The organism is Streptomyces sp. ICC4, assembly GCF_003287915.1.
Classification (GTDB): Bacteria; Actinomycetota; Actinomycetes; order Streptomycetales; family Streptomycetaceae; genus Streptomyces; species Streptomyces tritrimontium.
The window spans coordinates 2,607,623-2,632,609 of record NZ_CP030286.1; the positions used below are offsets into that span (position 1 = coordinate 2,607,623).

Sequence of the window (24,987 nt, forward strand, 5' to 3'; positions counted from 1 at the left end):
AAAAGTTCGATGTCCGCGTGGGTCCTTGGATACGAGGATTACTACTGTGGCGCGATGCCTTGTGTCCACGCGGAAGACCAAGGTGGGGAACATGTTCGTCGCATGGAGAGATCTACGGTTCGCCAAGGGCCGCTTCGCCCTGATGGGCTCGGTCGTACTGCTGATCACGCTGCTGGTCGGCCTGTTGTCCGGGCTCACCGCGGGCCTGGCCCGGGAGAACATCTCGGCCATCACCGGTCTGCCCGCCACCACCCGCCTCGCCTTCGCCGCTCCGGCCGGGGACCAGAAGGTCTCCTTCACCAACTCCCAGGTGCCCGAGAAGGCCTGGCTGGGCTGGCGGGAGCGGCCGGGGGTGACCTCGGCGGAGCCGCTGGGCATCCGCACCACCAACGCCGTCTCGGGTGAGCGCACCGCTGCGGTGTCGGTCTTCGGCGTGGATCCGGCGGGCCGGCTGGGCCCGCGGGACAAGGGCCTGACCCAGGGGCGGGCGGTCCTCAGCGAGAAGGCCGCCGAGGAGCTCGGCGGGCTCAAGGCCGGCGCCAAGCTCAAGATCGGCCCGCTGGAGCTGACGGTGGCCGCCGTCTCCGGCACGGCGTCCCACAGCCACACCCCGGTCGTCTGGACGGACCTCAACGACTGGCAGCGCGTCGGCAACCCCGGCACCTCCATCGACACCCTCGCCACGGTCGTCGCCCTGGACGCGGCGGGCGACGTGGACTGGGCGGCCGGGGACGAGGCCACCGGCACCAGGGCCCAGACCGTGGACGAGGCGCTGAGCGCGATCGGCTCCTACACCTCGGAGAACGGCTCGCTCCAGCTGATGCGGGGGTTCCTCTTCGCCATCTCCGCGCTCGTCATAGGAGCCTTCTTCACGGTGTGGACCATCCAGCGCAGCGGGGACGTCGCCGTGCTGAAGGCACTGGGTGCCTCCACCCCGTACCTCCTGAAGGACGCGCTGGGGCAGGCCGTGGTGATGCTGGTGCTCGGCACGGGCGCGGGCACCGCGCTCGCCGCCGGCTTCGGCGCCCTGATCAGCGGCGGCGCCGTGCCCTTCGTGCTCGACGCCGCCACGGTGCTGGTCCCGGCCGCCGTCATGATCGCGCTCGGCGCGCTGGGCGCGGCCCTGTCCATCCGGCGGATCACCGCCGTAGACCCCCTGACCGCTCTCGGGAGTGCCCGATGACCCTGCTCGTATCCGACGTCACCCTCACCTACCCGGACGGCGACGGCCGGCTCACGGCCCTGGACGCGGTCGGCCTGGAGGTGCCGGCGGGCACCCTGACGGCGGTCATCGGCCCCTCCGGCTCCGGCAAGTCCAGTCTGCTCGCGGTCGCCGCCACCCTCGTCACGCCCGATACGGGGCGGGTCGTCGTCGCGGGGCAGGACACCGCGAAATTGGGGGCGGCCGAGAAGTCGGCCCTGCGCCGGGAGAAGATCGGCATCGTCTTCCAGCAGCCGAACCTGCTGGCCTCGCTCACCGCCGCCGAACAGCTCCAGGTCATGGCGCACATCAACGGCCGCCCCGCGCGCGCCCTGCGCCGGCGGGCCCTGGAGCTGCTGGACGCGGTGGGTCTGGCGGACAAGGCCGACAGGCGGCCGCACCAGCTCTCCGGGGGGCAGCGCCAGCGGATCAACATCGCCCGCGCCCTGATGAACGAGCCCGCCGTGCTGCTCGTGGACGAGCCGACCAGCGCCCTGGACCACGAGCGCGGCGCCGCGATCCTGGACCTGCTCGTCACCCTCACCCGGGAGCGCTCCACCGCCACCGTGCTGGTCACCCACGACCACGCGCACCTGGAGCGGATGGACGCCACGGCGACCATGACCGACGGCCGTCTGACGCAGGGCGCGGAGCCCGCGCCGGCGGCCTGACGGGCGCCCGTACGGAGCCCCGCGCGGCCGGCGGCCCGGGAGGACGCGAGAGCCCGGCGCCCCCACCAGGGGGCGCCGGGCTCTTTCCGCGTCTACCGCCCGGCCAGGGCCTACGCCGGGTTCTGGCTCTGCAGGGCCACCGACAGCTCGGCGGCGACGCCCTGCAGGATCGGCACGAAGGACTCGGCGACCGCCTCGGTCACCCGCCCGGCCGGGCCGGAGATGGAGATCGCGGCGGCGGTCGGCGAGTTCGGCACGGAGACCGCGAGGCAGCGGACTCCTATCTCCTGCTCGTTGTCGTCGACCGCGTAGCCCAGCTTGCGGACCTGCTCCAGGGCGGCCAGGAAGCCCTCGGGCGTGGTGATGGTCTTCTCGGTCGCGGCCGGCATCCCGGTGCGCGAGAGCAGGGCCCGGACCTCGTCCGCGGGGGTGTAGGCGAGCAGAGCCTTGCCCACGCCGGTGGAGTGCGGCAGCACGCGGCGGCCGACCTCGGTGAACATGCGCATGGAGTGCTTGGACGGCACCTGGGCGACGTAGACGATCTCGTCCCCGTCGAGCAGGGCCATGTTCGCCGTTTCGCCGGTCTCCTCGACCAGGCGGGCGAGGTAGGGGCGGGCCCAGGTGCCCAGCAGCCTTGAGGCGGACTCGCCGAGGCGGATCAGCCGGGGGCCGAGGGAGTACCGTCGGTTGGGCTGCTGCCGGACGTAGCCGCACGCCACGAGGGTGCGCATGAGGCGATGGATGGTGGGCAGCGGCAGACCGCTGGCGGCGGAGAGCTCGCTGAGGCCGACTTCGCCCCCCGCGTCGGCCATGCGTTCGAGCAGATCGAAGGCGCGCTCAAGGGACTGGACGCCACCGCTGGCGGCGGCGGGCTTGGTGGAGTCGTCGGTGGTGCTGGCGCTGGACGTCGGCACGGCGCGGTCCTTTCGGTGCTGGCAGGCAAGGAAGCAGCCTACCGGTCGGTCGGCGTCGGCCCTAGAGCCGGGGCAATGCCGTCCCCGCCGGTCAGAGGCGGTTTGTCCTGGTGGCGGACGTCCTCGGGAAGTTACCTGCCCAGTCCCTGGTGGTGGTAGCTACATTCTGCATAGTGAAATCTTAATTCCATCCTGTGGAAACATCCAATTGCGGAACGGGCGGGTCAGTGGTCCGTCCGGGCGCTCTTGACTGGTTCCGCATCGACGGGAAGACTCCGTCAACAGAACGTTGAATTTCGCTCTGTGGAAGTAGATGGGGAGGTTCCGGTGTCCGACCTGGCTGTGGAACTGGTACTGCGCTCGACGCGCGTCATCACCCCCGAGGGGACGCGCGCCGCTTCGGTGGCCGTCGCCGGCGGGAAGATCGCGGCCGTGCTGCCGTACGAGGTCGACGTACCGGCCGGTGCCCGGCTGGAGGACTTCGGCGACGACGTGCTCCTTCCCGGCCTGGTCGACACCCACGTCCACGTGAACGACCCCGGTCGCACGGAGTGGGAAGGATTCTGGACGGCCACCCGCGCCGCGGCGGCCGGTGGCATCACCACCATCCTCGACATGCCGCTGAACTCGCTGCCGCCGACCACCACGACCGCCAACCTGGTGGTCAAGCAGGAGGTCGCGCGCACCAAGGCGCACGTGGACATCGGCTTCTGGGGCGGTGCGCTGCCGGACAACGTCAAGGACCTGCGCCCGCTGCACGACGCCGGCGTCTTCGGCTTCAAGTGCTTCCTGTCGCCCTCCGGCGTGGACGAGTTCCCGGAGCTCGACCAGGAGCGGCTGGCCGCCTCGCTCGCCGAGATCACCGGTTTCGGCGGCCTGATGATCGTGCACGCCGAGGACCCGCACCACCTGGAGTCCGCGCCGCAGAACCCGGGCCCCAAGTACGCCGACTTCCTGGCCTCCCGCCCCAAGGACGCCGAGAACACCGCGATCCAGAACCTGATCGACCAGGCGAAGCGGCGAGACGCCCGCGTCCACGTCCTGCACCTGTCCTCCTCCGACGCGCTGCCGCTGATCGCCGCCGCGAAGGCCGAGGGCGTGCAGATCACGGTCGAGTCCTGCCCGCACTTCCTCACCCTGACGGCCGAGGAAGTCCCGGACGGCGCCACCGAGTTCAAGTGCTGCCCGCCCATCCGCGAGTCCGCCAACCAGGACCTGCTGTGGGACGCGCTCGCCGACGGCACCATCGACTGCATCGTCTCCGACCACTCGCCCTCCACCGCGGACCTGAAGACCGGCGACTTCGCCACCGCGTGGGGCGGCATCTCCTCCCTCCAGCTGGGCCTCCCGGCGATCTGGACCGAGGCCAAGAAGCGCGGCCGCACCCTCGAGGACGTCGTCCGCTGGATGTCCGCCGCCCCGGCCGCTCTCGCCGGCCTGGCGCAGAAGGGCGCGATCGAGGTGGGCCGCGACGCCGACTTCGCCGTCCTGGCCCCCGAAGAAACGTTCACCGTGGACCCGGCCCACCTCCACCACCGCAACCAGGTCACGGCGTACGCGGGCAAGACCCTGCACGGCGTCGTGAAGTCCACCTGGCTGCGCGGTGCGCAGATCGCCGACCACGGCACCCCGTCCGAGCCCACCGGCCGACTCCTCGAAAGGCAGAACTGACTGTGGCGATTGAATCCTTCACCGGTAACGCGAACCCGTACGGAGGCGGCGACCCGTACGCGGACTACCGCACCGCGGACTTCCCGTTCACCCAGTTCGCGAACCTCGCGGCGCGTGCGCTCGGCGCCGGTGTCATCGCCGCCAACGACGAGTTCTTCGCCCAGCGCGAGAACCTGCTCATCGAAGAGGCCGCGCACTTCGACCCCGAGGACTTCGGCCACAAGGGCAAGGTCATGGACGGCTGGGAGACCCGCCGCCGCCGCGGCATCTCCGCCACCCAGCCCTGGCCGACCGCCGAGGACCACGACTGGGCGCTCGTACGCCTGGGCGCCCCCGGCGTGATCCGCGGCATCGTCGTGGACACCGCCCACTTCCGCGGCAACATGCCGCAGGCCGTCTCCGTGCAGGGCACCTCGGTCGCGGGCTCCCCGACCGAGGAGGAACTGCTCTCCGCCGACGTCAAGTGGACGACCCTCGTCGAGCGCACCCCGGTCGGCGGCCACGCGGCCAACGGCTTCGAGGTGAGCGTCGAGCAGCGCTTCACGCACCTGCGCGTCAACCAGCACCCCGACGGCGGCATCGCCCGCCTGCGCGTCTACGGCGAGGTCCGCACGGACCCGAAGTGGCTCGCCGCGCTCGGCACCTTCGACGTGGTCGCGCTGGAGAACGGCGGCTCGGTGCAGGACGCGTCCAACCGCTTCTACTCCCCGCCGACCAACACCATCAACCCGGGCCGCTCCCGCAAGATGGACGACGGCTGGGAGACCGCCCGCCGCCGTGACAACGGCAACGACTGGATCCGCTACCAGCTCGTCGCCGAGTCCGAGATCCGCGCCGTCGAGATCGACACCGCGTACCTCAAGGGCAACTCGGCCGGCTGGGCCTCGCTGTCGGTCAAGACCGGCGAGGAGGGCGAGTGGACGGAGTTCCTGCCGCGCACCCGCCTGCAGCCCGACACCAACCACCGCTTCGTGCTCGACGCCCCGGCGGTCGGCACGCACGTGCGCATCGACATCTTCCCGGACGGCGGTTTCTCCCGCCTGCGCCTGTACGGCGCCCTGACGGAGGCCGGCGCGGCCGCGCACGCCGCCCGTCACCAGGAGCTGGGCGGCTGACGCCACCCACTCCCGCCCCACACTGACCGCCCCGGGGGCCGACACCCCCGGGCGCGTTCAACAGCCCGCAGGGGCGCACCGGTTGCCGGTGCGCCCCTGCGGCGTTCCCGCCCGCCGGAGGGGCGCACCCGGCGAGATCGCGAGCCGCGACCTCGTGAAGGACGGCCGCCGGCCGGCCTGACCCGCCGGCAGAAACGGGCAGGGCGTTCGCGCGCGCCGCACCGATGAGTCCCGGGCGTCCCGGGAGTCTGAACCGGTGCAAGGACGACCGCACGACGACCGAACAAGGAGCGCGGAACCATGGGAAAGCTGACCCTCACCACCTTCCTCACCCTCGACGGCGTGATGCAGGCCCCCGGCGGGCCGGACGAGGACCCCAGCGGCGGGTTCGAGTACGGCGGCTGGCTGGTGCCGTTCGCCGACGAGGGGATGGGGGAGTTCGTCACCGAGGTCTTCGACCGGGCCGGGGCGTTCCTGCTCGGGCGGCGGACCTACGAGATCTTCGCCTCGTACTGGCCGCAGCACGACGACCCGGCCGACCCGGTCGCGGCCGGGCTGAACCGGCTGCCCAAGTACGTGGCCTCGACCACGCTCAAGGAACCGGCCTGGGGCCCGGCCACCGTGATCGACGGGGCGGACCTCCAGGCCGAGGTCGTCCGGGCCAAGGACGCGCTGGAGGGGGACACCGAGCTCCAGGTGCACGGCAGCGGGGCGCTCGCCCAGTGGCTGCTGGCGCGCGACCTGGTCGACGAGCTGAACCTGCTCGTCTTCCCGGTGTTCCTGGGCGCGGGCCGCCGCCTCTTCCCGACCGGCGCGCTGCCCACGGCGTACGAGCTCCTCGGCTCCCGCACCACCGGGAGCGGCACCGCCATCCACACCTACCGCCCGAAGGGACGCGCCGCCTTCGGCACCTTCTGAGCCGCCCGTCCGAGCCGGCCGTCCGAGCCGGCCGGCGGGGTGTCCGCCGGCCGGGATAACCCCTCGACCGGGCCGATCATGGTCCGGTAGCGTGAACGCTCCCGTGCGAGCCGCCGACGCCTCCACCTCCTCCTGCCGCTGGAGCCCCGGTGTCCACCCTCGCCGCCCCCGCATGGTGCGGTCTGCCGCCGGAGCGGCCGGGTTCGTGACGGCCGCGTTCGGGTCCGCGGGGGGAGCGGGGAGGGAGACGTCCGGTCCGGCGGACGTGTCGTTCGTCCGGATCTCCGAAGCGGCCAGGCGCATGATGCTGTTCGCCAGACCGTTGAACTCCGCCCCTCCGGGGCCGAACCGGACCAGGTCGAACTCGCCCTCCTCGGCCCTGACCAGGGTCGCCGGCCCGTCGACGAAGAGGTTCGGCTCGGGGGAGTAGGGCATGAAAGGTGCCAGGGCGGCCATCCTGCCCCGAGCCCGCATGTCGTGCCGGATCTCCTGGTCGAAGTCCTCGATCCGTGCCCTGACATCGGTGGGCGCCGGACCCAGATCGGACTCCTTCCGGGCCTTGGGGTCCTTGGCCGCGTCGTTGCTCTCCTGCCACCGGCCGAGCGTTTCCGCGGCCAGCCGGGAGCGCCCGGCGTGGTCGCCGGTGGGCGGGATCCGGTAGCCGCCGGACATGAGCAGGGGCCGCAGGGGCGGCAGGAGACCCTGGCTCTCGGAGCCCGTCACCGCCCGCCCGAAGCCGAGCCGCGCCTCGAAGTGATCGAAGACGTGTCGCCCGGAGGAGGTGGTGTGCGGGTAGGCGTCGAAGTCCATGAACGACACGTACGGGTGGGTGTCGCGGTCGAGGAGTCCGTGCAGCGCCCGTCGCGTGGCCGTGCTCGTCAGCGCGGCGTTCCGGGCGGTGCCGTAGGCGAAGCTCGACGCGGGGTGGAGGGGCGTGGCGACCACGGCGAGCGGCACCGGGGAGTTGACCCCGGCCGTACCCTCGGCGATCGCGTCGTCGAGCAACCGGGCGGCGGCGGCGTCGCCTTCGCGCACCTGATGGTTGACGCCGACGACGATCGCGACCCGCTCGCGCATGGCGGGTGACAGGCCGTCGAGGACGGAGTCGACGAACTCCTGGAGCCTGCCCGGCTCCGCCATCGTCCGGTGGCCGACGATCGCGTTGACGACGTAGGACGTGGGGTGTGCCCCGGTGACGCTCCGGAGAACGCGGGCGTGGTATTCCGAGGCCGACAGAGTGCCCTGCCCTTGGCCCTGTCCTTGTCCCTGCCCCTGCCCTTGTTGGTTGATGAGAGTGGCGAAGAGGTCGTTGCCGTACGCGATCGTGGTCACGTCGGGGGCCGGGACCGGGGCGGGCGCGGCCGGGCGGGGCGCGCGGCCGCCGCGGACCGAGGGGCTGCCGCTGCCGCGGACCGAGGGGTTGCCGCCGCGGGACGAGGTCGTGGAGCTGCCCCGGGTGGGGTTCGTACCGCCCGTACCCCTGTTGCCGCCACCGCCGCGTGGGGGCTGGCCTCCGCGCCCCGGCTGCGGTCCGCCGCCGCGGGCGGGCGTGCCGGTGCCGCTGCTCACGGTGACCGGGTGCGCGGCGCCGCCGCGGTTGCTCGCGGCTCCTCCTCGACCGCTCCCTCGGCCGCTCGCGTTCCCGCCCCGGCCGGAGTCCTGACCGCGGTGGGCACCGTCGCCCCGGGAGCCGCCGCGCTGCGGCCGGGACCCCGGCGCCTGGCTGGTCGTCCAGTCGGGTGCGTCTGCCGGGGCGAGACGGGACTCCGGGGTTTCGGCGGTGTCCGCCGGGTTCGGCTGCTGCTGCTCCGGTTCGTTGAGGAGGTGGGTCGCGGACTGGGCGTGGATGTTGCGGGCGCGCAGGACGGACAGGCGTTCGTGGCCCGCCTCGGACGAGAAGAGTTCGGCGAACTCGGTCTGGCGTTGCAGCAGTCTTTCCTGGCTCTGGGTGAGGCTCTGCTGGAACGCCGTCCTCTTGCGCTCGTGCTGCGCCACGATCCTCGCGACCGAGGCCGAGGCCGTGGTCGTGGCTGTGGCTTCGGCCGTGGCTGTGGCTGTGGCTTCGGCCGTGGGTGTGGCCGTGGTCGAGGTGGAGGTTGTGGCGGCAGGTGGCGTGCTCTGCGAGGTTCCCGGAGTCCCGTTCGTGTTGCCCCGCGCCTTCTGGATGGCCTTGTCGGTGGCCGCGATCTCCTTCGTGAGGTCGTCGATCCTCTTCGCCTGCGCCGCGGCATCGGACGCTATGTCCGCGACTCGCGCTCTCAACTCGGGGCGGAGGCCGGCGCCGGGGTCGCCGTGGCGGAGGTAGGCGTCGATGTTGGCGAGGTCTTCGTCGGTGAAGCCCTTGGGCCGGGAGAGCGCGGCTTCGTCGTTGGTTTCGGTGAGGGCGAGGTGTTTGGCGAGTTTGTCGTCGCGGTGCCAGTCGGCGTGCTTCTGGGCGTCCTTGCGGATGTCGAGGGGGAGGTCCTTTTGGTGTTGTCCGGAGCGGGTGGGGGAGTGGGTGACGATGAGGCGCTCGTAGCCGGGGGCCAGGCCACCGTCGGTCGTACGGTTCGTGCCGTCAGCGGACCTGGCGGTGACCGTCGGGTCCGCATGCCAGACGGCCATCCGGGCGCCGCCCATTTCGCTGTTGGGTTCTTCGAGGTAGCGGACGTCGAAACCCATGAGGGCCATGGCTTCGAGGTTGCCGCTGCGGAAGCCGAGGTGGCGGGTGGTGGCGTTGCGGGCGAGGTGGTCGAAGAGTTGGAACTGGCCGGTGCGGGTGTGCCCGTTCCAGGTGTGGACGGACTGGTCCTTCCAGAATTCGGTGAGGTCCGCGACCTGTGCGGTGAAGCCTTCGGGTCGGGTGCCGCCCTTGACGCCGGGGAGGGCGCCGGTGTTGAAGTAGTCGGCTATGGCTTGGTATTTGGCCTTGCCTGCCGGGGTGTGGCCGGAGTCGCCGACGATGAGGACGGCTTTCATGTCGCCGAGCCCGGCGATCATCTGGGCGATGCCGAGGTAGCTGGTGTCGTGCTCGATGTGCACTTCACGCTTCTTGCCGCTGAAGCGTGACCACAGGACGGCGACCTTGTCGCCGTCCTGCAGGGTGACGCCCTTGCGGTCCAGCCAGGTGGTGAGGGCGGCGTCCCGCTCCGCGTCGGGACCGACGTTCCAGCCCTTGCGGAGCTTTGTGCGGAGATCGGTGCTGAAATCCTGGCCGACGCGCTTCGTGGCGTCTCCGACACCGAGCTGGTTCTTCTTGGTGAGCTTGATCCGGACCGGACCCTTTTCGGCCTCTACGTCTATGACCTTCAGCCGCTCGGACGTCATGACGACGTGGATGCGGTTCTCCGGAATTCCGGAGGCCTTGTAGAACGCGCGGATGCCTTCGGCCTTCCCGCTGTCCGTGGGGTCTTCGTACGTCAGGATGACCAAGAGGTTCTTGTCGGCGATGAGGGCGGCCGCGATGCCGAATTGGTCCCCGGAGGCGTAGTGGGGCTGGGTGAGGAACATCAGATCCTCGGCGGGCCCGAGCGCGGGCGGCGGGACCGGGGTGGTGGGTGAGGGCGCGGGACCCTCCTGCTCCGACACGGGGCCGGTGTCGGTCTCGGTCTCCGCGTCCGGGCGCCGGGGGGACCGGCTGGTGTCCCAGGCCACGGTCCCCGGGTCGGCGGCGAGCCTTCCCTGGGGCTGGGCGGCATCGACAGTGGACGTGGACATCGACGTGGGTGTGGGTGTGGGTGTGGACGTGGTGGTGACAGGGGTGCCCGGGGTGTTTTCATGCGCGGCGGCGGAACCGTTCTGTTCGACGCGCTCCGGCACGGTCGTGCCGTCGTCGTCGAGGGCGGTGGATTCCCAGGCCTGCGTGCCGCTTTCGGTGGAGGGGCGGGGGCCGTCCGTGTTCCCGTCCGTCGCCGGTCGGTTCGCCGCGTCGCCGTCCTCGTTCGCCGGGGAGCCGTCCTCGTCCGGCCGGGCTCCGCTCTCGGTGACGAGACCGGCAGGCTGACTCGCGGGAGCGGTGTCGCCGTCGGTGGCGGAGACCGTGGGGGACGCCGGGTCGCCCGCGGCCTTCTGCCCGGTGGCGTTCGGGGAGGTCGAGTTGGCCGGACCGTTCGCGCCGGCCGGGTTGTTCGCCGTAGCCGGTGTGTTCGCCGCGGTCGCGGCGGAGCCGCCGGGCGCGCCCTGGCCGGCCCCCTGGCCAGCCCCCGGGGCCGGCGCCGAGGTGGTGGCGACCGGAATCGGGGCGCCCTGCGGAGTGTCCCGGCCGGCCCCGGACGGGCCGCCCTCGCCCGCGAGGTAGTCCGGGTCCTCGTCGACGTCCAGGTATTCGAGGTCGTCGTCCGTCTCGGCGAAGAGCCGGTTCAGGCCGAGGTCGGGCATGTCGCCGGTGAGGCCGCCGGTGTCCGGCTCCGCGAAGAACTCGTCCAGCGCGAGGTCGGGCATGTCGTCGGTGAGCCCCGACGACCCGCCGCTCCCACTGCCCCCGCCGTGGCCGAAGTCCGGGGTGTCCATTCCGAGGGAGCCGCGCAATCCCATCCCCAGCTTTTCGCCGCCGGTCTCCAGCAGGTGCCCCAAGCGGCCCTCGACGATGCCGGAGCCGAAGGTCAGCCCGGACGTCTTGAAGGTGTGCTCGTCCGAGAAGATCAGGTTGTACGTGCCCTCCGAGACCGCCGCGTGGGCACCTTCGAACAGGCCGCGCACGGCCCCGCCCCTCATCGACTGCAGGACGCTCTGGCCCATCGCGTCCGCCGTGCCCTGGGTGAGGGCCTTCATCGCCCCGTCGTCGAGGTGCTTGGAGATCGGCTTCAGCGCGTCGCCCAGTGCGTCGGGCAGCTCCTTGCGCCCGGTCGCCATGAGCAGGGTCGACGCCCACTGCCGGCCGGCCTCCCGGGCCTCCGCGCCACCGAAGCGCCGTTCGAAGGCGTCCCCGACGTCCTTGATGAAGTTGCGTGCCGCCTTCTCCGGGTTCGGGCCCGCGGTGCCCGGCAGCCGGTTGCGGAAGATGTCCGTCATGTCCTTGCCGAAGGACTGCGGCGGGGGCGGCAGGTCCTTGTTCGTGTTCGGCTTCGGGACGTCGCCCGTCTTCGGGGGCGGCGGAGGCGGGGTGGCGTCGTCGCCCGCCTTGGGCTTGGGCGGGGGCGGCGGAGCGACGTCGTCACCGGCCTTGGGCTTGGGCGGGGGCAGTGCGAGGTCGCCGCCCTTTTTGCCCAGGTTCTTGCCCGCGCCGTCGCCGAGGCCCTTGGGCGGCGGCAGGACGTCGTCGAGCTGCTTGCCGATCTTCCGTCCGGCGTCGTCGCCGAACATCTTCGACAGGAGCTTGCTGAACAGGCCGCCCAGGGCCTGGAAGGGACCCGCCAGCGCGCCCTGTACGGCCCCGGAGAGCGCCGCGTTCTTGGTGAGCTCGCTGTCCCACTCGTCGCGGGTGCCCTGGTTCAGCTGCGTCCACTGGCTGAGCGCGTCCATGACCACGCCCATGCCGACGTTGATGATCTCGTGCATCAGCAGCGCGACGATCATCCGCCCCAGCCGGGTGCGGATGATCAGCCGGACGATGGCCTGCTTCTGCAGGTACGCGCCGATGGACGCGCCGAAGAAGAAGGACAGCGCCAATGCCACCGCGGCCTCGACCAGCAGCTCCACCAGCTGAGCGATGATCATGTACTTGGTGTACTGGAGCTGGGTCGCGCTCTTGCGGGTGAAGGAGGCGATCAACTCCGCCTGTTCGGTCACGGAGTTGAAGTAGTCGAGCCCCTTCTGGCCGCCGAGGAAGGACTTCATCGCCTCCTGGTACATCTCGGCGGCGCTGCCCTCGAAGTTCTTCTTCGTGTAGCCGAGGGCGTCGGCCACCTGCTGCTGGACCTCACCGTTCAGTTTCCCGTGCAGCCCCTTGTGCGCCTCGGCGAGGGCGAACAGCTTGTCCTCGTCACCGTCCGGAGGGATCTCACCGGTCAGGGCGGCGAACAGCCAGGCGCACTCGGGGGGAAACTGCAGCGACATGGAGGCTCAGCGCTTCTTCGTGGGGTTGTTGACGTGGTCGATGACGTCCTGCTGGGTCTTCTTGAACTTCTTGGAGGTGTCGCCGAGGCTCTGGCCGCTCGCTTCGAGGGCCTCGACGAGCGCCGCGGTCCCGTCCACGACGGGACCGAGGCCCTGGTAGTACTTCTTGGCGAAGGCCTCGCCGAACTCGCCCGTGCCCCAACAGCCGCGATAGCTGGTGATCTTGTCCATGTACTCGTCGCGGGCCACCTTCAGCACGCTGCCCACGTCCTTCACGGCCTGGCCGCTCTTGTCCAGGCCCTCGCTGTCGACGTCGAGTTCGCTCACCGGCCCGCCCCCGCCGCCGTGCCCGTCCCGCCGTCCTCGTCGTCCACCAGCTCGTCCAGCAGGGCCCCGCCGGAAGAAGAGGCGGTGGCCGAGCGGGAGGAGGGGACCACCAGGTCCGCGTCCTCGCGCAGCGGCGCGAACAGGTCCTCCCAGTCCACCGGCCCGAAGCCGCCCGGCGCGTCCGCGGACAGCCCGGGAATGGGCCCGAAGGGCCGGTACACGTCGAGCAGTTGGGAGGCGGCCTGGGCGCGGGCCGAGGCGATGGTGGTCATCACCACGTTCGCCAGCTCCGCCGGAGCCATCGTGCGGTACCGCGAGGTGGGGAAGCGCAGGCCCGTCAGCTCGCCCTGAGCCCCGACCGTCGCCTCCACCGCGCGGTCCTTGGCGGTGACCGTCACGGATATCGCGGCCGCCTCCGCCGCGGCGGCGTCCAGGCGGCCCCGGGTCTCCTCGAACTCCGCCAGCGCCTCCGCCAGCCGTTCTTCCAGGGGATTGCTCATCCCTGCGTCCCTCCTCGTTCGCGTGCTGCGTACCGGGAGCGGTCGGAGACCGTCCCTCGTCCCTCGACGGCTTTCCCACCGGCCGGGTTCACCGCCCGATCACCGCGGAGACGCCGCCCTCGTCGGTGCCCCAGACGTCTTCGTCCTCGCTGACCCAGGTGGCGCGCTCGCGCTCCTCGCTCTGCGTGCTCTGGCCCCCGCCGCCCATGCCGCCGCCCATCGGCGGCATCATCGGCATCCCGCCCGAGGTGGTGGCCGGCCGGCGCAGCGCGGCGGCCTCCTCGGCGGCGAGCTGGGCGACGCGACCGCGGGTGGCCGCCGCCTCGTTGAGCGCGGACGCCCGGTTGCGCTCTCCGGGGACGGTCGTACCCGTACCCGCGCCGGGGGGCGGGGTGAGGGTGTGCCCCAGGGGGTTGGCGCCGAGCGGGGTCGGCGCGGACGGGCCGCCCGAGCCGTAGCCGCCGCCCGACAGGGAGGACCCCGACTTCCGGTAGTCGTCCGGGTAGTCGTAGTAGTCGAAGTCGCTGAGCCTGCCCGAGGAGCCGTTCGGGCCCAGACCCGTCGGGCCGCCCGTGACCGAGACCGTCCGGCCGTCGGCGTCCGTGGTGACCGTCCGCCCGTCCGGGTAGGTGATCTTGTGGCCGCCGTCCTGGAGCTTCTGGTCCACCGTGCCGTCCGGGTACTTCGTGGTCGTGGAGCCGTCCGGGTTGTGCTTGGTCTCCGCGCCCGCGTTCCCGCCCAGCGGGTTCAGGTGCTCGGTCTTCTTGTCCCCGTCCGGCTCGGTGGTCGTGTAGGTACCGTCCGGGCCGAGCTTGGTGGAGGTGCCGTCCTTGTAGGTGGTGACGACCGTGCCGTCCTTGTCCACCTTGGCCACGGAACCGTCCGCGTACTCGATGGTCGAGGTGTTCCTGCCGAGGTGGGAGACCGTCTTCGTGCCGTCGGGGTCGATCGTGGTGACCGTTCCGTTCGGACTCACGGTGGTCCTGGTCCCGTTGGTGTGGACCGTCGTGGCCGAACCGTCCTTGTTGAAGGTCGTGGTCGAGCGGTCGGGGTTGTGAACGGTCTGCCCCGCCTCCGGGCGGTTGACGGTCTTGTTGCCCTCGGGATCGGTGGTGGTCAAGGTGCCGTCGGTGGCACGGACCTGCGTCGAGCCGTCCTTGAACTGCGTGACGGCGCTGCCGTCCGGGCGGATCGTGGTCTTGGTCCCGTCCGGGTAGCTGACCGTCTCGCTACCGTCCTTGTGCAGCACGGTCGTCGAGCCGTCCGGGTTCACCGTCGTGGTCGTGCCGTCGCGGCCGATTGTGGTGGTGGTCCCGTCCTTGTGCGTGACCGTCCGGGAGCCGTCCTGGTTGTACGCGGTGGTGCTGCCGTCCGGGCCCTTGACCGTCTTCAGCGGAGCGGTCCCGTGACCGGTACCGAGGCCGGGCGGGTTGATCCCGAGGAACGGCGGGGGCGAGCCCGGGGGAGTCTTCTCCTGGCGTCCGTCCGGGTACGTCGTGGTGTACGAACCGTCGGGGTTGCGGACGGTGACGGAACCGTCGGGGTTGCGGACGCTGTTGCCCAGACCGAGCCCGGGCGGGTTGATCCCGAGCGTGGGCGGCGGCTTGCCGCCGTTGCCCAGATTGCCGCCGGGGTTGTTGAGGTCCAGGGTGGGCGGGGGGACCTTGCCCTTCTTGTCACCGCCGCCACCGCCGATGCCGCCGCCACCGCCGATGCCGCCGCCACCGCCGATGCCGTTCGGGTCGAGCTTCGGCGGCGGCTTCTCCCCGCCGTCGCCCCCGCCCTTCTCGTCCAGCTCCTTCTGCTTGTTCTTCGCCGTGTTCTCGGCGTACTTGGTCGCGAGGTCGGTGAAGCCCGGGTTGAAGGTGAAGGAGCTGGTGGCGTACTTGAGGTCGGCGAAGGCGTTGTTGAGCGCGCTGGCCTGTGCGAGCGCGACCGTGTCGAGGCTCAGCAGGTTCGCCACCCAGCCGAGGTAGGCCTGCTGTGCGAGCTTCTGCCAGGCCTCCTTCTGGGTCAGGTCGCCGAACGGCTCGTAGTAGATGGAGAACCCTTCGCCCTGTACGAGCTTGTTGTTCGGCGCGTCCAGGGTCACCTTCTGGATGTTCTCGCTGTTGATGTACTTGACGACCTTGTCGATCTCCAGGTCGAGGAAGTGCGTCGGCGTGAAGGTGGCGGGCTGGGTCTCGCTGGAGAACGACCACGTCTCCCAGGTCTCGTGCAGCTTCGTCGCGGCATCGTGGATGGCCTTCGCGCAACGCAGGATCTCTCGGCCGGTCGAAGTGTCCGAGGCGACGGCGGGAAGGTTTCCCAGCTTCACGCTGGCTATGCCCCGGTTCGCGGTGAGCTCCTCGCCGAGGTCCTTGTACCCGAGGTCAAGTCCTTGGATCAGGGTACGGAAGACATCCGCCGCCGAGCCCTTCCAGGCGGCGTCGTCCCCGCCGAGGCTCTTCGACCAGGTCTCGATCTTCTTCTGGTAGTCGATGAAGAAGGTGCGCACCTCGTCGAACGACTTCGCCGTGTCCATGATCGTGGCCAGTTGTACGCAGTCCTTCTCGTCAACGGCCTTGACGCCCACATATCCCAGATCCAGGTTCGCGGTGGTTCCGTTGTCCATGAAGGACTTGAGGGCCTCGCCGTATCCCCAGTCGTAGGCGCCGGCCTTCCCCTTGTTGCTGAAGTCGTTGCCGCCCTCGTTCCAGGGAACACCCAGTGTGATCTCCCAGTACTTTTCGACCCCGTTGGTCTTGTGGGCGATGTCGTAGAACTTGATGACCCGCTCGGGACCTTTGGTCTCGACGTTCGGGAGGCTCTCCGTATTGCCTTCGGAATCGTTCAGCAGCGGGAGGGCTTTGGGGTGCGCTCTCAGCCAGCCGGTCCCGGGAACGGTCTGGTCGCCGGTGCTCCCCACCTTCCCGACGTCCTCGCGCTTGCCGCCCGCGAAGCCGGTGAGTTGTCCGACGACGTATTCCCACCGGGTCGGGTTCTGTGGGGGCGGTGTTGCCATGGCGGAGAGGGGCCCTTCCGGGGAACGCGACGGGTGGTGGGACGGTCAGGTGGTCGAGGGTGAGGGCGGGGGCGCGGGTTTGTCGGGCGTGAAGGCCTGGTTGACGTCTTTCCAGTCGACGAGGAAGTCCGCCCCGGTTATGCCGTCGAGGCTTTCGCTCTGGGCATCGCCCAGTTCCTTGATCGTCTGAATCAGTTCGTCGTCGATCTCGGTGAAGAGGATCCTCTGCTTGGTCAGGATCGCGGCCAGCGAGGTGGAGGTGGACCCCATGAACTTGACGAGCGGCGTCCCGTCTATCGGTGTCTCTTCTTTGTCGTCATTGGTCCCCAGCCTGCCGAACCGCGGGGGGGTCGTCATGAAGGGGGTGGCAAGGTTCCCCATCGTTCTGGCCAGCGACTCCATGGAAGCGATCGGGCCCGCCTCCTGGCCCGTGCTCGTCAGCGTTTTGAGGCGCGCGACGAAGGCGGCGATCCCGTCGAGGCTGTCCGTTCTGAACTTCTCCAGACTGTCCTTGTCGAGATGGGACAGATCGGTACCGTCGGCCATGGTCACTCCCGGGCGGCTGGGCGGCTGGGCGGCTGGGCGGGGTTGCGGGTACGTCCCGGCGCCGCCGGACGGGGCCGGCGGCGCCGTCGGGGCGGGTCAGCGGATGCGGACGTTGTTCCACTGGTCGGCGCTGCGGTTCTCGTGCTTCTTGTAGATCTCGCTGATCATGTTCAGCAGTTCGCTGTGCTTCGCGAGGATGGCGCCGAGGCCGTCCGAGGCCGTGTTCCAGTCGGTCTGCTTCTGGCCGTAGACGGCGGCGTCCTGGCCCTGCCAGGCGCCGCGGAGGCCGGCCAGTTCCTCGTTGAGGGCCTTGACGGTGTTCTGGATCGCGGTCGTCTGCATCCGCATGTCCTCTGCGGCACGGTCGACGTGCTGGTACTGGACGTGGATGACGCCGTCGGTCTTGTTGGAATAGAAGTCGGACATGCGGGGCTCCTCGGGCGGCGGGCTGACGGAGAGGTGACGGAGGCTTGCCGGCTCAGGGGTTGAGCCGGTTCTGGGCTCCCTGGGAGATCGAGGAGCGCTTGGCTTCCTGGATGAAGTCGTTGATCTGGCCCTGGGTGCGCGACTGCGCCTGCCCGGTCTCGGTCAGCGTCTGCATCATCTCGCCCATGCTCCGGGTGATCAGGTCCACTTGGCCGCTCCACTCGTTGAGCAGGCCCTGGAACGCGGCTCCGTCGGCGCCGCCGTAGGCCCTGATCAGGCCGTCCATGACCGTCTTCACGTCGGTCTGGGCCCTCTCCACGCCCGTCTTGGCCTGCTGGAGGGCGTTGTAGCCGCGCTGGTTCTCGCTCTGGTCCGAAGTCTGGGTGCTACCGGGAGGCGGCGGAGTCGCCATGATGGTGTTCCTTGTCTGGCGCGCGGCCATGGGGACGGGGAGCGGAGCGGGTGCGAAACCCGTCCGCGTGTCGGCTGATGGTAAGAACATTTGTATGGGCGCTGCAACGAGGGGAGTCGTCTTTTGAGCTTCCTCTGATGTCCGGACGCGAGAACGGCCGGTCACCACCGAGGAGGATGGTGAAACTCCGCCGCGGGTTCACTCGCAGGGGGAGTCGGCCGGTTTCAAACCTCCGGCGCCCGCCGCGGGCTGACGGCCCATCGCCGTGTCCACGTCGAGCCGCGGGCCCGTGGGCAGCATGTCCAGCAGCCTCGACGGCACGGCCTGGGCGTGCCCGCCCTTCAGCCCCAGCCGCTCCACCGCGGCGGCGTCCGGCAGCCGGTACTTCACGCCGACGTCGGTGACCAGGTACGTCGTGGTGCCGCGTACGCCGCCACCGGCGCCGAGCGCCTGTACCAGCGCCCCGCCTCCCGGGCGGACCGCGATCCCGTCCACCGGCAGGCAGGCCCGCGCGATCTCCGGTCCCGCAGCCGGGTCCGGGACCCTCCCCGCCTCGCGTACCAGGGCGATGCGGATCCGGGGGGCGGTGCCCTCGGGCTGGATCTGGGCGCAGAGCTGGGAGCCGGCGGTCAGGGCCAGTGCGGCCGGGGCGCCGGCCGGCCAGTCCGCGGGGTCCGATCCGCCCTGTCCGGCGGGGGCCTGCCGGCGGGTCAGCTCGTCGGCGCTCAGTGCCAGCGCCGCCGGGACGCGGCCCGGGTACGCCTGACCGGCCGTGCGGTCGTCGCCCAGGACCAGGGCCGCCGCGAGCGCGGAGAGCGGGCGCAGTCCGGCAGCCTCCAGCAGGAAGTACTGCTGCGCGGTGCCGGGGGAGGAGAGGGTGAAGACCTGGCCCACCCGGGCGGCCGCGCCGCCGACCGTGCCCGCATCCGTACCGCGGCCCTCGATCTCGGGGGCGGCCAGGTCGGCGCCCGCGGGCAGGCTGTCCAGGAAGGCGGCCGAGACGGCGGTGGGGACGGCGCCGGAATAGCCGAGCGCCTGCTGGGCCCCGTGCCCGCCGATCCGCAGCCGGCGGTCCCCCCACAGCACGTGCCGGACCCCGTCGGGGCCGGCGACGAGCAGCGCCCGCTGGTTCCCCGGTGCCTCGCCGTCGGAGGCGAAGCCGAGGCGCAGCGAGGTGCGGGCCGTGCGGCCGGTGCCGTCCGGACCCGTCTGGCGGGGTTCGTCGGCGCACACCTGCCAGGAGCCCTTCTCCAGGTCGCCGGGTTCGGGCAGCGAGTCCGGGGCGCCGGGAATGCCGACCGGGGTGCCGTGCGGCTCGCCGCGCAGGGACGCCGAGGACACCGTGACGGTGCTCAGCCGGTTTTCGGACATGAGGCGGGCCGAGGCGTAGTTCCGTACCGGGTGGAGCCGCCCGTCGAGGTACAAGTAGCGCGTTCCGGTGTCCTTCTCCACGATCAGCGCGTTCGCCGTCCGCCAGGACTTGGTGCCGGCCGGGGACAGCAGCCCGAACAGCACGAAGCCGACGACGAGCACCACGCCGAGGCCGATGCCCCAGGCCAGGCCGCGATTGGTGCGGCCGACCGGGCTCTCCGGGGCGTCCGGGTCCTGCCGCAGCATGCCACTGGTCAGCCGGCCCATGACGAACATGTGGGCCTGGACCTGGTCCTTCCTGGACTGCATGTCGTTCCCCCCGTCAGCCGGAAATGGAGCGCAGGGCGCCGTAGACGCCGAGCACCCACAGCGCCAGCGGGATCAGCGCGACCGCCGCGCACGTGTGCAGGATGTCCCCGGCCCGGCCCCAGTGGGGCAGGATGCGGCGGCCGGGCACGGTCCAGGACGTGACGAGCGCCACCCCGGCCAGCACCAGCAGGGTCGCGAGCACCGCCGGGCGGTTGCCGGGGGAGAGGGCGGACGCGCCGGTGAGGGCCGCGAGGACCAGCCCGTACAGGCCGGGCAGGAAGACCGCCGGGCGCTGCCAGACGTTCCCGATGGGCCGGGAGTGCAGCAGCAGGAGCAGGCTGAGCACGCCCGCGGTGACGCGGGCCGGGGTGCCCGGGTCGTCCAGCAGCAGTGCGGTGAGGGCCATGGCGCAGACCAGGCCGACGGCCGCGTAGAGGGCGGTCATCCACTCCTCGGCCAGCGCGGTGCGGCCGACGACCCCTTCGTGGGGGTGCGGGTCGATGCCCTCCTGCAACTCCTCTGCGTTGGACGGCAGGATCGGCAGTCGCAGCCCCGACAGCCGGAAGGCCAATCCGGGGACCAGCCCGCCGACGGCCACGGCGAACACCGCCACCACGCTCGCCGCGGGCCCGAGGCCGACGTCCAGCGTCAGCATCAGCGTCCCCCAGACCGCCCCAGCCAGTGCGGCCACCGCCACCGACAGCAGCAGCGGTACGAAGGCCGCCACCGCGGCCACGGCCAGCACCGCGCCGCCCGCGGCCGCGGCGGACGCGGCCAGCAGCCGGGCACCGCCCAACTGCCCGCCGCCGTCGGCCTCGCCGACGGGCAGCAGGGCGCCGGCCAGCGCCAGGTAGGGCGCCACGAAGACGCCCAGAGCCGCTCCGGCGGCCGAGTCCCCGACCGCGCGGGAGGCCGCGGCGGCGCCGAAGAGGACCAGCAGTCCCGTGATGCCGGCGACGGCGGCCCGGGCCGGCCCGCTGCCTCCGGGCAGGGCGCACACGACCCAGCCGGCGGCCAGCAGCAGGACGCCCGCCGTCCGCAGCAGCCGGCGGCCGGCCGTGGCGTCCCAGCCGTGCGGGCGCCCGCGCATGGTGCTGGCGACCCCGTCGACGAGGTCGTCGAAGTGGATCGCGGGCAATGCCTCGGTGCGGGGACGCAGATGGAGGGTCTCCCCGTCGCGCAGGGACATCGCCTCGGGTGTGCTCTCCTCGTCCAGCGGTTCCCCACCGAGGCGTTGCAGGACCCAGCCGCCGTGTTCGATTCCCTGCTCGGGGAGTTCCTCGCCGGCGTGGTCCAGGAGCGTGGGCAGGAGGTCGGCCAGTGGAACGTCGACCGGCACCGCGAGGTCGAGCAGGCGCCGCGGTGTCCTCACCGTGAGTCGGCACAGGCCGGGGCTCGATATGCCCGGAGTTTCAGTCATGACGGTGCAGCACCTATCCAGGGGCCGGGGTACCAAAGGGAGGTAGTGCACACTACCGTGACCAACACAGCAGGTCACAGACCACCCTTGGCCCTCCGCCGTCACCCGGCGCGGAGAGCGGTCCCCGGTCCCCCGCGACACCGCACGGGGGGCGGGGGCCGGACGCGCCGAGCCCGAGGAGACACACCAGCGTGAGCACCGTCCTGTTCCGTCGGCCCGCCCGCCGCCGCGGTCCCGACATGCCCGAGGGCGAACTCAGCCTCCAGGAGCCGCCCACGCTGCCGGAGGCGGAACCGAACACGTCGGCCATGTGGACGTACCTGCCGATGGGACTCACCTCCCTCGGCATGCTCATGATGTTCCTGCGTCCCGGCCAGGCGACCGCGTTCAGCTACATAGCCATCGGGCTGATGCTGCTCTCCTCCGTGGCCATGATCGGCGCGCAGCTGATCCGCAGTGCGGGTGAACGCAAACGCAAACTCAAGGGTGAGCGACGCGATTACCTGCGCTACCTGGCCCAGATGCGCCGCAAGATCCGCGTCACCGTCGGCGCCCAGCAGAAGGCGCTGGCCTGGCGCCACCCCGAGCCCGCCGCCCTGTGGGCGCTGGCCGGGACCAGCCGGCAGTGGGAGCGCCGGCCCTCCGACGACGACTTCGCCGAGGTGCGGGTGGCGGTCGGCGACCAGAAACTCGCCACACGGCTCACCCCCCTCGCGACCAAGCCGGTCGAGGACCTCGAACCGCTCGCCGCACACGCGCTGCGCAGTTTCATCCGCGCCTACGGAACCGTCCCCGACCAGCCCATCGCCCTGTACCTGCGCGCCTGGTCGCGCGTGGTGATCCGGGAGGAAGGCGGCGACGGGGGCGGGGAGGAGGGGCAGCGGTCCCGGGCCCTGCTGCGGTCGCTCCTCGCCCAACTGGTCACCTTCCACGCGCCGGAGGAGCTGAACATCGCGCTGTGCGTCAGCGACGAGCGGCGCGCCGCGTGGGAGTGGCTCAAGTGGCTCCCTCACGCCCAGCACGGCTACCAGCGCGACGGCGCGGGTCAGGCCCGGCTCGCCGCCGCGGACTTCCAGGCGCTGGAGGAGCTGCTCGGCGCGGACTTCACCCAGCGGCCGCCGTTCGACCCGGAGACCCCGCCGGGCCGTGACGAGCCCTTCACCGTGGTCGTGGTGGACGGCGGGGCCGTGCCCTCCGGGCACCGTGTCACCGGACCCGGCTACCGCAACACCGTACTCGTGGACCTCGGCGGGGCCCTCGCCTGGAAGGCCGCCCGGGGCACCCTGCGGCTGCGCCTGGACGACGAGGGCCTGCACCTCGTCCGCACCGATCGCGAACGCAAAGAACAGGCAACCCTGTTGGGTCGCCCGGACAGCCTCGGCCCGGCCGCCGCCCGCGCCTTGGCCGCGCGCCTCGCCCCGTACCGGCTCGGCGGCGGCGTCACCGCCTCGGAGCCCTTCGTCGCCGAGACCGAACTGACGGCCCTGCTCGGCATCCCCGACCTGCGGCGGCACGAGCCCGCCCGCCTCTGGGGCCAGCCCCAGCGAGCCGTCGAAGGCCGCGGACGGCTGCGGGTGCCCATCGCCGTCGGCGAGGACGGCACCCCCGTCGAACTCGATATCAAGGAGTCCGCCCAGGGCGGCATGGGCCCGCACGGCATGCTCATCGGCGCCACCGGCTCCGGCAAGAGCGAGCTGCTGCGCACCCTCGTCCTCGGCCTGGCACTCACCCACTCCTCCGAGACCCTCAACTTCGTCCTCGTCGACTTCAAGGGCGGCGCCACCTTCCTCGGAATGGACGAACTGCCCCACACCTCCGCCGTCATCACCAACCTCGCCGACGAGGTCGCCCTCGTCGGCCGCATGCAGGACGCCCTGCACGGCGAACTGATCCGCCGCCAGGAACTGCTGCGCAAGGCCGGCAACCACGCCTCCCTCCTGGAGTACGAGCGCGCCCGCGCCGCCGGTGCGCAGATCGCGCCGCTGCCCAGCCTGTTCGTCGTCGTCGACGAATTCAGCGAGCTGCTCGCCGCGCACCGCGACTTCATGGAGCTGTTCGTCATGATCGGCCGGCTCGGGCGGTCGCTCGGAGTGCACCTGCTGCTCGCCTCCCAGCGGCTGGAGGAGGGCCGCATGAACCAGCTGGAGGGCCACCTCTCCTACCGCATCGGCCTGCGCACCTTCTCCGCCATCGAGAGCCGCGGCGTCCTCGGCGTGCCCGACGCCTACCACCTGCCCTCGCAGCCCGGCAGTGGCTATCTCAAGAGCGGCGTCGAGGCCCTGACCCGCTTCCGCGCCGCGTACGTGTCCGGTACGTACAAGGCGCCCCGCCGCGGCGTCCGCCGCGAGCAGATCGCCCGGCAGGTCGTCCCCTGGGGTACCGAGTGGGTGGTGCCCCACACCCTGCCGCTCGCCCCCGAACCCGACCCGGAGAACGAGCCCGAGCCCGAGACTGAGGGGACGAGCCTGCTCGGCCTCGCCCTGGACCGGCTGCGCGACAGCGGACCGCCCGCACACCAGGTGTGGCTGCCCCCGCTCGACACCCCGCCGAGCCTCGACTCCCTGCTGCCGCCGCTGACCCCGGACCCCGATTTCGGCCTCACGACCGCCGGCTCCCCGGACCGCGGGCGGCTGCGCGTGCCGGTCGGCCTCGTCGACCGCCCCTTCGAGCAGGTACGGGACCTGCTCACCGTCGACCTCTCCGGCGCCGGGGGCCACGTCGCCGTCGCGGGCGGACCGCAGAGCGGCAAGAGCACCCTGCTGCGCACCCTGATCTGTTCCCTCGCCCTCACCCACACCCCCCGAGAAGTGCAGTTCTACTGCCTGGACTTCGGCGGCGGCGCGCTCTCCTCGCTCGCGGGCCTCCCGCACGTCGGCGGGGTCGCCGGCCGCCTGGACCGGGAGCGCATCTCGCGCACCCTCGCGGAGGTCACCTCACTGCTGGGCCGGCGCGAGCTGTTCTTCCAGGAGGAGGGCATCGACTCGATGTCCACCTACCGCAGGCGGCGCGCGGCCGGCGAGTTCGCCGACCAGCCCTTCGGCGACGTCTTCCTCGTCGTGGACGGCTGGTCCACGGTCCGCAGCGAACTCTTCGACGACCTCGGCATCTTCGGCGAACTGGCCTCCCGGGGACTGAATTACGGCGTCCACCTCGTGATCGCCACCTCGCGCTGGGTGGACGTGTCCGCCTCCCTGCGCGACCAGATCGGCACCCGGCTCGAACTGCGCATGGGCGACCCCATGGACTCCGCCATCGACATCCGCAAGGCCGCCACCGTACCCGTCACCACGGGCCGGGGCCTGAGCCCCGACAAGATGCACTTCCTCGCGGCCCTGCCCCGGATCGACGGCCAGGAGCAGGCGGAGGACCTCTCGGAGGCCCTCGCCGACCTCGTCGAGGCCGTCGCGGAGAGCTGGGACGCGCCTCCGGCGCCGCAGGTGCGCATGCTCCCCACCCAGCTGCCCGCCGCCGAACTCCCCGCCTCCGACCACCCGCTGCGAGTGGCGATCGGCCTCGACGAGGTCGAACTGGCCCCCGTCTGGCACGACTTCCGTCAGAGCCCGCACCTCTACCTGGTCGGAGACACCGAGAGCGGAAAGACCAGCGCGCTCCGGCTGCTCGTCCAGCGCATCATGGCCACCCACAGCCCCGACGAGGCGAGCTTCCTGGTGGTCGACTACCGCCGGGGCCTGGTCGAGGCCATCCCCGAGGAGTACCGGCTCGGGCACGCCGTCTCCGCGGACCCGCTGCGCGAGTACGTGGACGGCGTGGCCCGCGCGATGGCCGACCGGCTCCCCGGGGAGGACATCTCCCCGGCCCGGATGCGCCGCGCCGACTGGTGGAACGGGCCGCGCCTGTTCGTCGTCGTCGACGACTACGAGATGGTCGGCTCGGCCTTCGACGGCCCCTTCGAACCGCTGCTCGCCCACCTGCCGCTCGGCCACGAGATCGGCCTGCACATGATCGTTGCCCGCGCCTCCACCGGCGCGGGCCGGACGGACCCCCTCGTCCGCAAGATGAACGAGGTCAACTCGTCGGCGCTGCTGCTGTCCTGCCCGCCGTCGGAGGGTTACCTCCTCGACAGCGTCAAGCCGCGCATTCTGCCGCCGGGCCGGGCCCAGAGCGTCGTACGCCGCAAGACCCGGCTGGTCCACCTCGCCCTGCCCGACCCCGGGGAGGAGGGCTCCGAAGAGCAGTGAGCCGCGTACG

At 71.6% G+C, this 24,987-nt stretch carries 15 protein-coding genes; 5 read left to right on the forward strand and 10 right to left on the reverse strand.

Going from position 1 to position 24,987, the window contains the following annotated elements; genetic code table 11:
• Window positions 1–91 precede the first annotated feature (91 nt).
• Together DRB89_RS12200 and DRB89_RS12205 are read left to right on the forward strand one after the other, a co-directional pair.
• Entirely contained in the window at window positions 92–1,183 is a 1,092-nt protein-coding gene (locus DRB89_RS12200) for an ABC transporter permease (protein ID WP_112453293.1), read from the forward strand.
• Window positions 1,180–1,872 (forward strand): ABC transporter ATP-binding protein, encoded by a 693-nt coding sequence (locus DRB89_RS12205; RefSeq protein ID WP_112447894.1) that lies wholly within the window; start codon window positions 1,180–1,182, stop codon window positions 1,870–1,872. The genes DRB89_RS12200 and DRB89_RS12205 overlap by 4 nt, the downstream gene beginning before the upstream one ends.
• A gap of 110 nt (window positions 1,873–1,982) precedes the next feature.
• Here DRB89_RS12205 and DRB89_RS12210 read toward each other — a convergent pair whose 3' ends face one another.
• Window positions 1,983–2,786, reverse strand: coding sequence for an IclR family transcriptional regulator (locus tag DRB89_RS12210; RefSeq protein ID WP_112447895.1), 804 nt, complete (start codon window positions 2,784–2,786; stop codon window positions 1,983–1,985).
• Window positions 2,787–3,113: 327 nt separating this feature from the next.
• Between DRB89_RS12210 and allB the strand changes: the two genes are divergently transcribed.
• Both allB and alc read left to right on the forward strand, forming a co-directional pair.
• Window positions 3,114–4,457 (forward strand): allantoinase AllB, encoded by a 1,344-nt coding sequence (gene allB / locus DRB89_RS12215; protein WP_112447896.1) that lies wholly within the window; start codon window positions 3,114–3,116, stop codon window positions 4,455–4,457.
• 2 nt (window positions 4,458–4,459) lie between these two features.
• Window positions 4,460–5,572, forward strand: a complete 1,113-nt coding sequence (gene alc, locus DRB89_RS12220; RefSeq protein WP_112447897.1) for an allantoicase — start codon at window positions 4,460–4,462, stop codon at window positions 5,570–5,572.
• Between the two features lie 57 nt (window positions 5,573–5,629).
• On the opposite strand, the gene DRB89_RS12225 is transcribed toward alc, so the two are convergent.
• The 9 genes from DRB89_RS12225 to eccD form a co-directional block, all read right to left on the reverse strand.
• Complete coding sequence (locus DRB89_RS12225) at window positions 5,630–12,463, reverse strand: hypothetical protein (RefSeq protein ID WP_112463268.1); 6,834 nt, start codon at window positions 12,461–12,463, stop codon at window positions 5,630–5,632.
• Between the two features lie 6 nt (window positions 12,464–12,469).
• Window positions 12,470–12,790, reverse strand: a complete 321-nt coding sequence (locus tag DRB89_RS12230; RefSeq protein WP_112446629.1) for a hypothetical protein — start codon at window positions 12,788–12,790, stop codon at window positions 12,470–12,472.
• Window positions 12,787–13,290 (reverse strand): YbaB/EbfC family nucleoid-associated protein, encoded by a 504-nt coding sequence (locus DRB89_RS12235; RefSeq protein ID WP_112446628.1) that lies wholly within the window; start codon window positions 13,288–13,290, stop codon window positions 12,787–12,789. Before DRB89_RS12235 ends, DRB89_RS12230 begins: the two co-directional genes overlap by 4 nt.
• A gap of 88 nt (window positions 13,291–13,378) precedes the next feature.
• Complete coding sequence (locus tag DRB89_RS12240; RefSeq protein ID WP_112446627.1) at window positions 13,379–16,294, reverse strand: AAWKG family protein; 2,916 nt, start codon at window positions 16,292–16,294, stop codon at window positions 13,379–13,381.
• Window positions 16,295–16,339: 45 nt separating this feature from the next.
• Window positions 16,340–16,840: a type VII secretion system-associated protein gene (locus DRB89_RS12245; protein WP_112446626.1), complete on the reverse strand. Its 501-nt coding sequence runs from the start codon at window positions 16,838–16,840 to the stop codon at window positions 16,340–16,342.
• 96 nt (window positions 16,841–16,936) lie between these two features.
• Window positions 16,937–17,266 carry a WXG100 family type VII secretion target gene (locus DRB89_RS12250; protein ID WP_112446625.1) on the reverse strand — a complete coding sequence of 110 codons (330 nt, stop codon included), beginning with the start codon at window positions 17,264–17,266 and terminating at the stop codon, window positions 16,937–16,939.
• 52 nt (window positions 17,267–17,318) lie between these two features.
• On the reverse strand, window positions 17,319–17,678 hold the full coding sequence (locus DRB89_RS12255; protein ID WP_112446624.1) for a hypothetical protein: 360 nt from the start codon (window positions 17,676–17,678) through the stop codon (window positions 17,319–17,321).
• Between the two features lie 198 nt (window positions 17,679–17,876).
• Window positions 17,877–19,358 (reverse strand): type VII secretion protein EccB, encoded by a 1,482-nt coding sequence (gene eccB / locus DRB89_RS12260; RefSeq protein WP_112446623.1) that lies wholly within the window; start codon window positions 19,356–19,358, stop codon window positions 17,877–17,879.
• Window positions 19,359–19,371: 13 nt separating this feature from the next.
• Complete coding sequence (eccD, locus tag DRB89_RS12265) at window positions 19,372–20,778, reverse strand: type VII secretion integral membrane protein EccD (protein ID WP_112446622.1); 1,407 nt, start codon at window positions 20,776–20,778, stop codon at window positions 19,372–19,374.
• Between the two features lie 191 nt (window positions 20,779–20,969).
• On the opposite strand from eccD, the gene eccCa reads away from it, so the two are divergent.
• Window positions 20,970–24,977, forward strand: a complete 4,008-nt coding sequence (gene eccCa / locus DRB89_RS12270) for a type VII secretion protein EccCa (RefSeq protein WP_112446621.1) — start codon at window positions 20,970–20,972, stop codon at window positions 24,975–24,977.
• Window positions 24,978–24,987 lie beyond the last annotated feature (10 nt).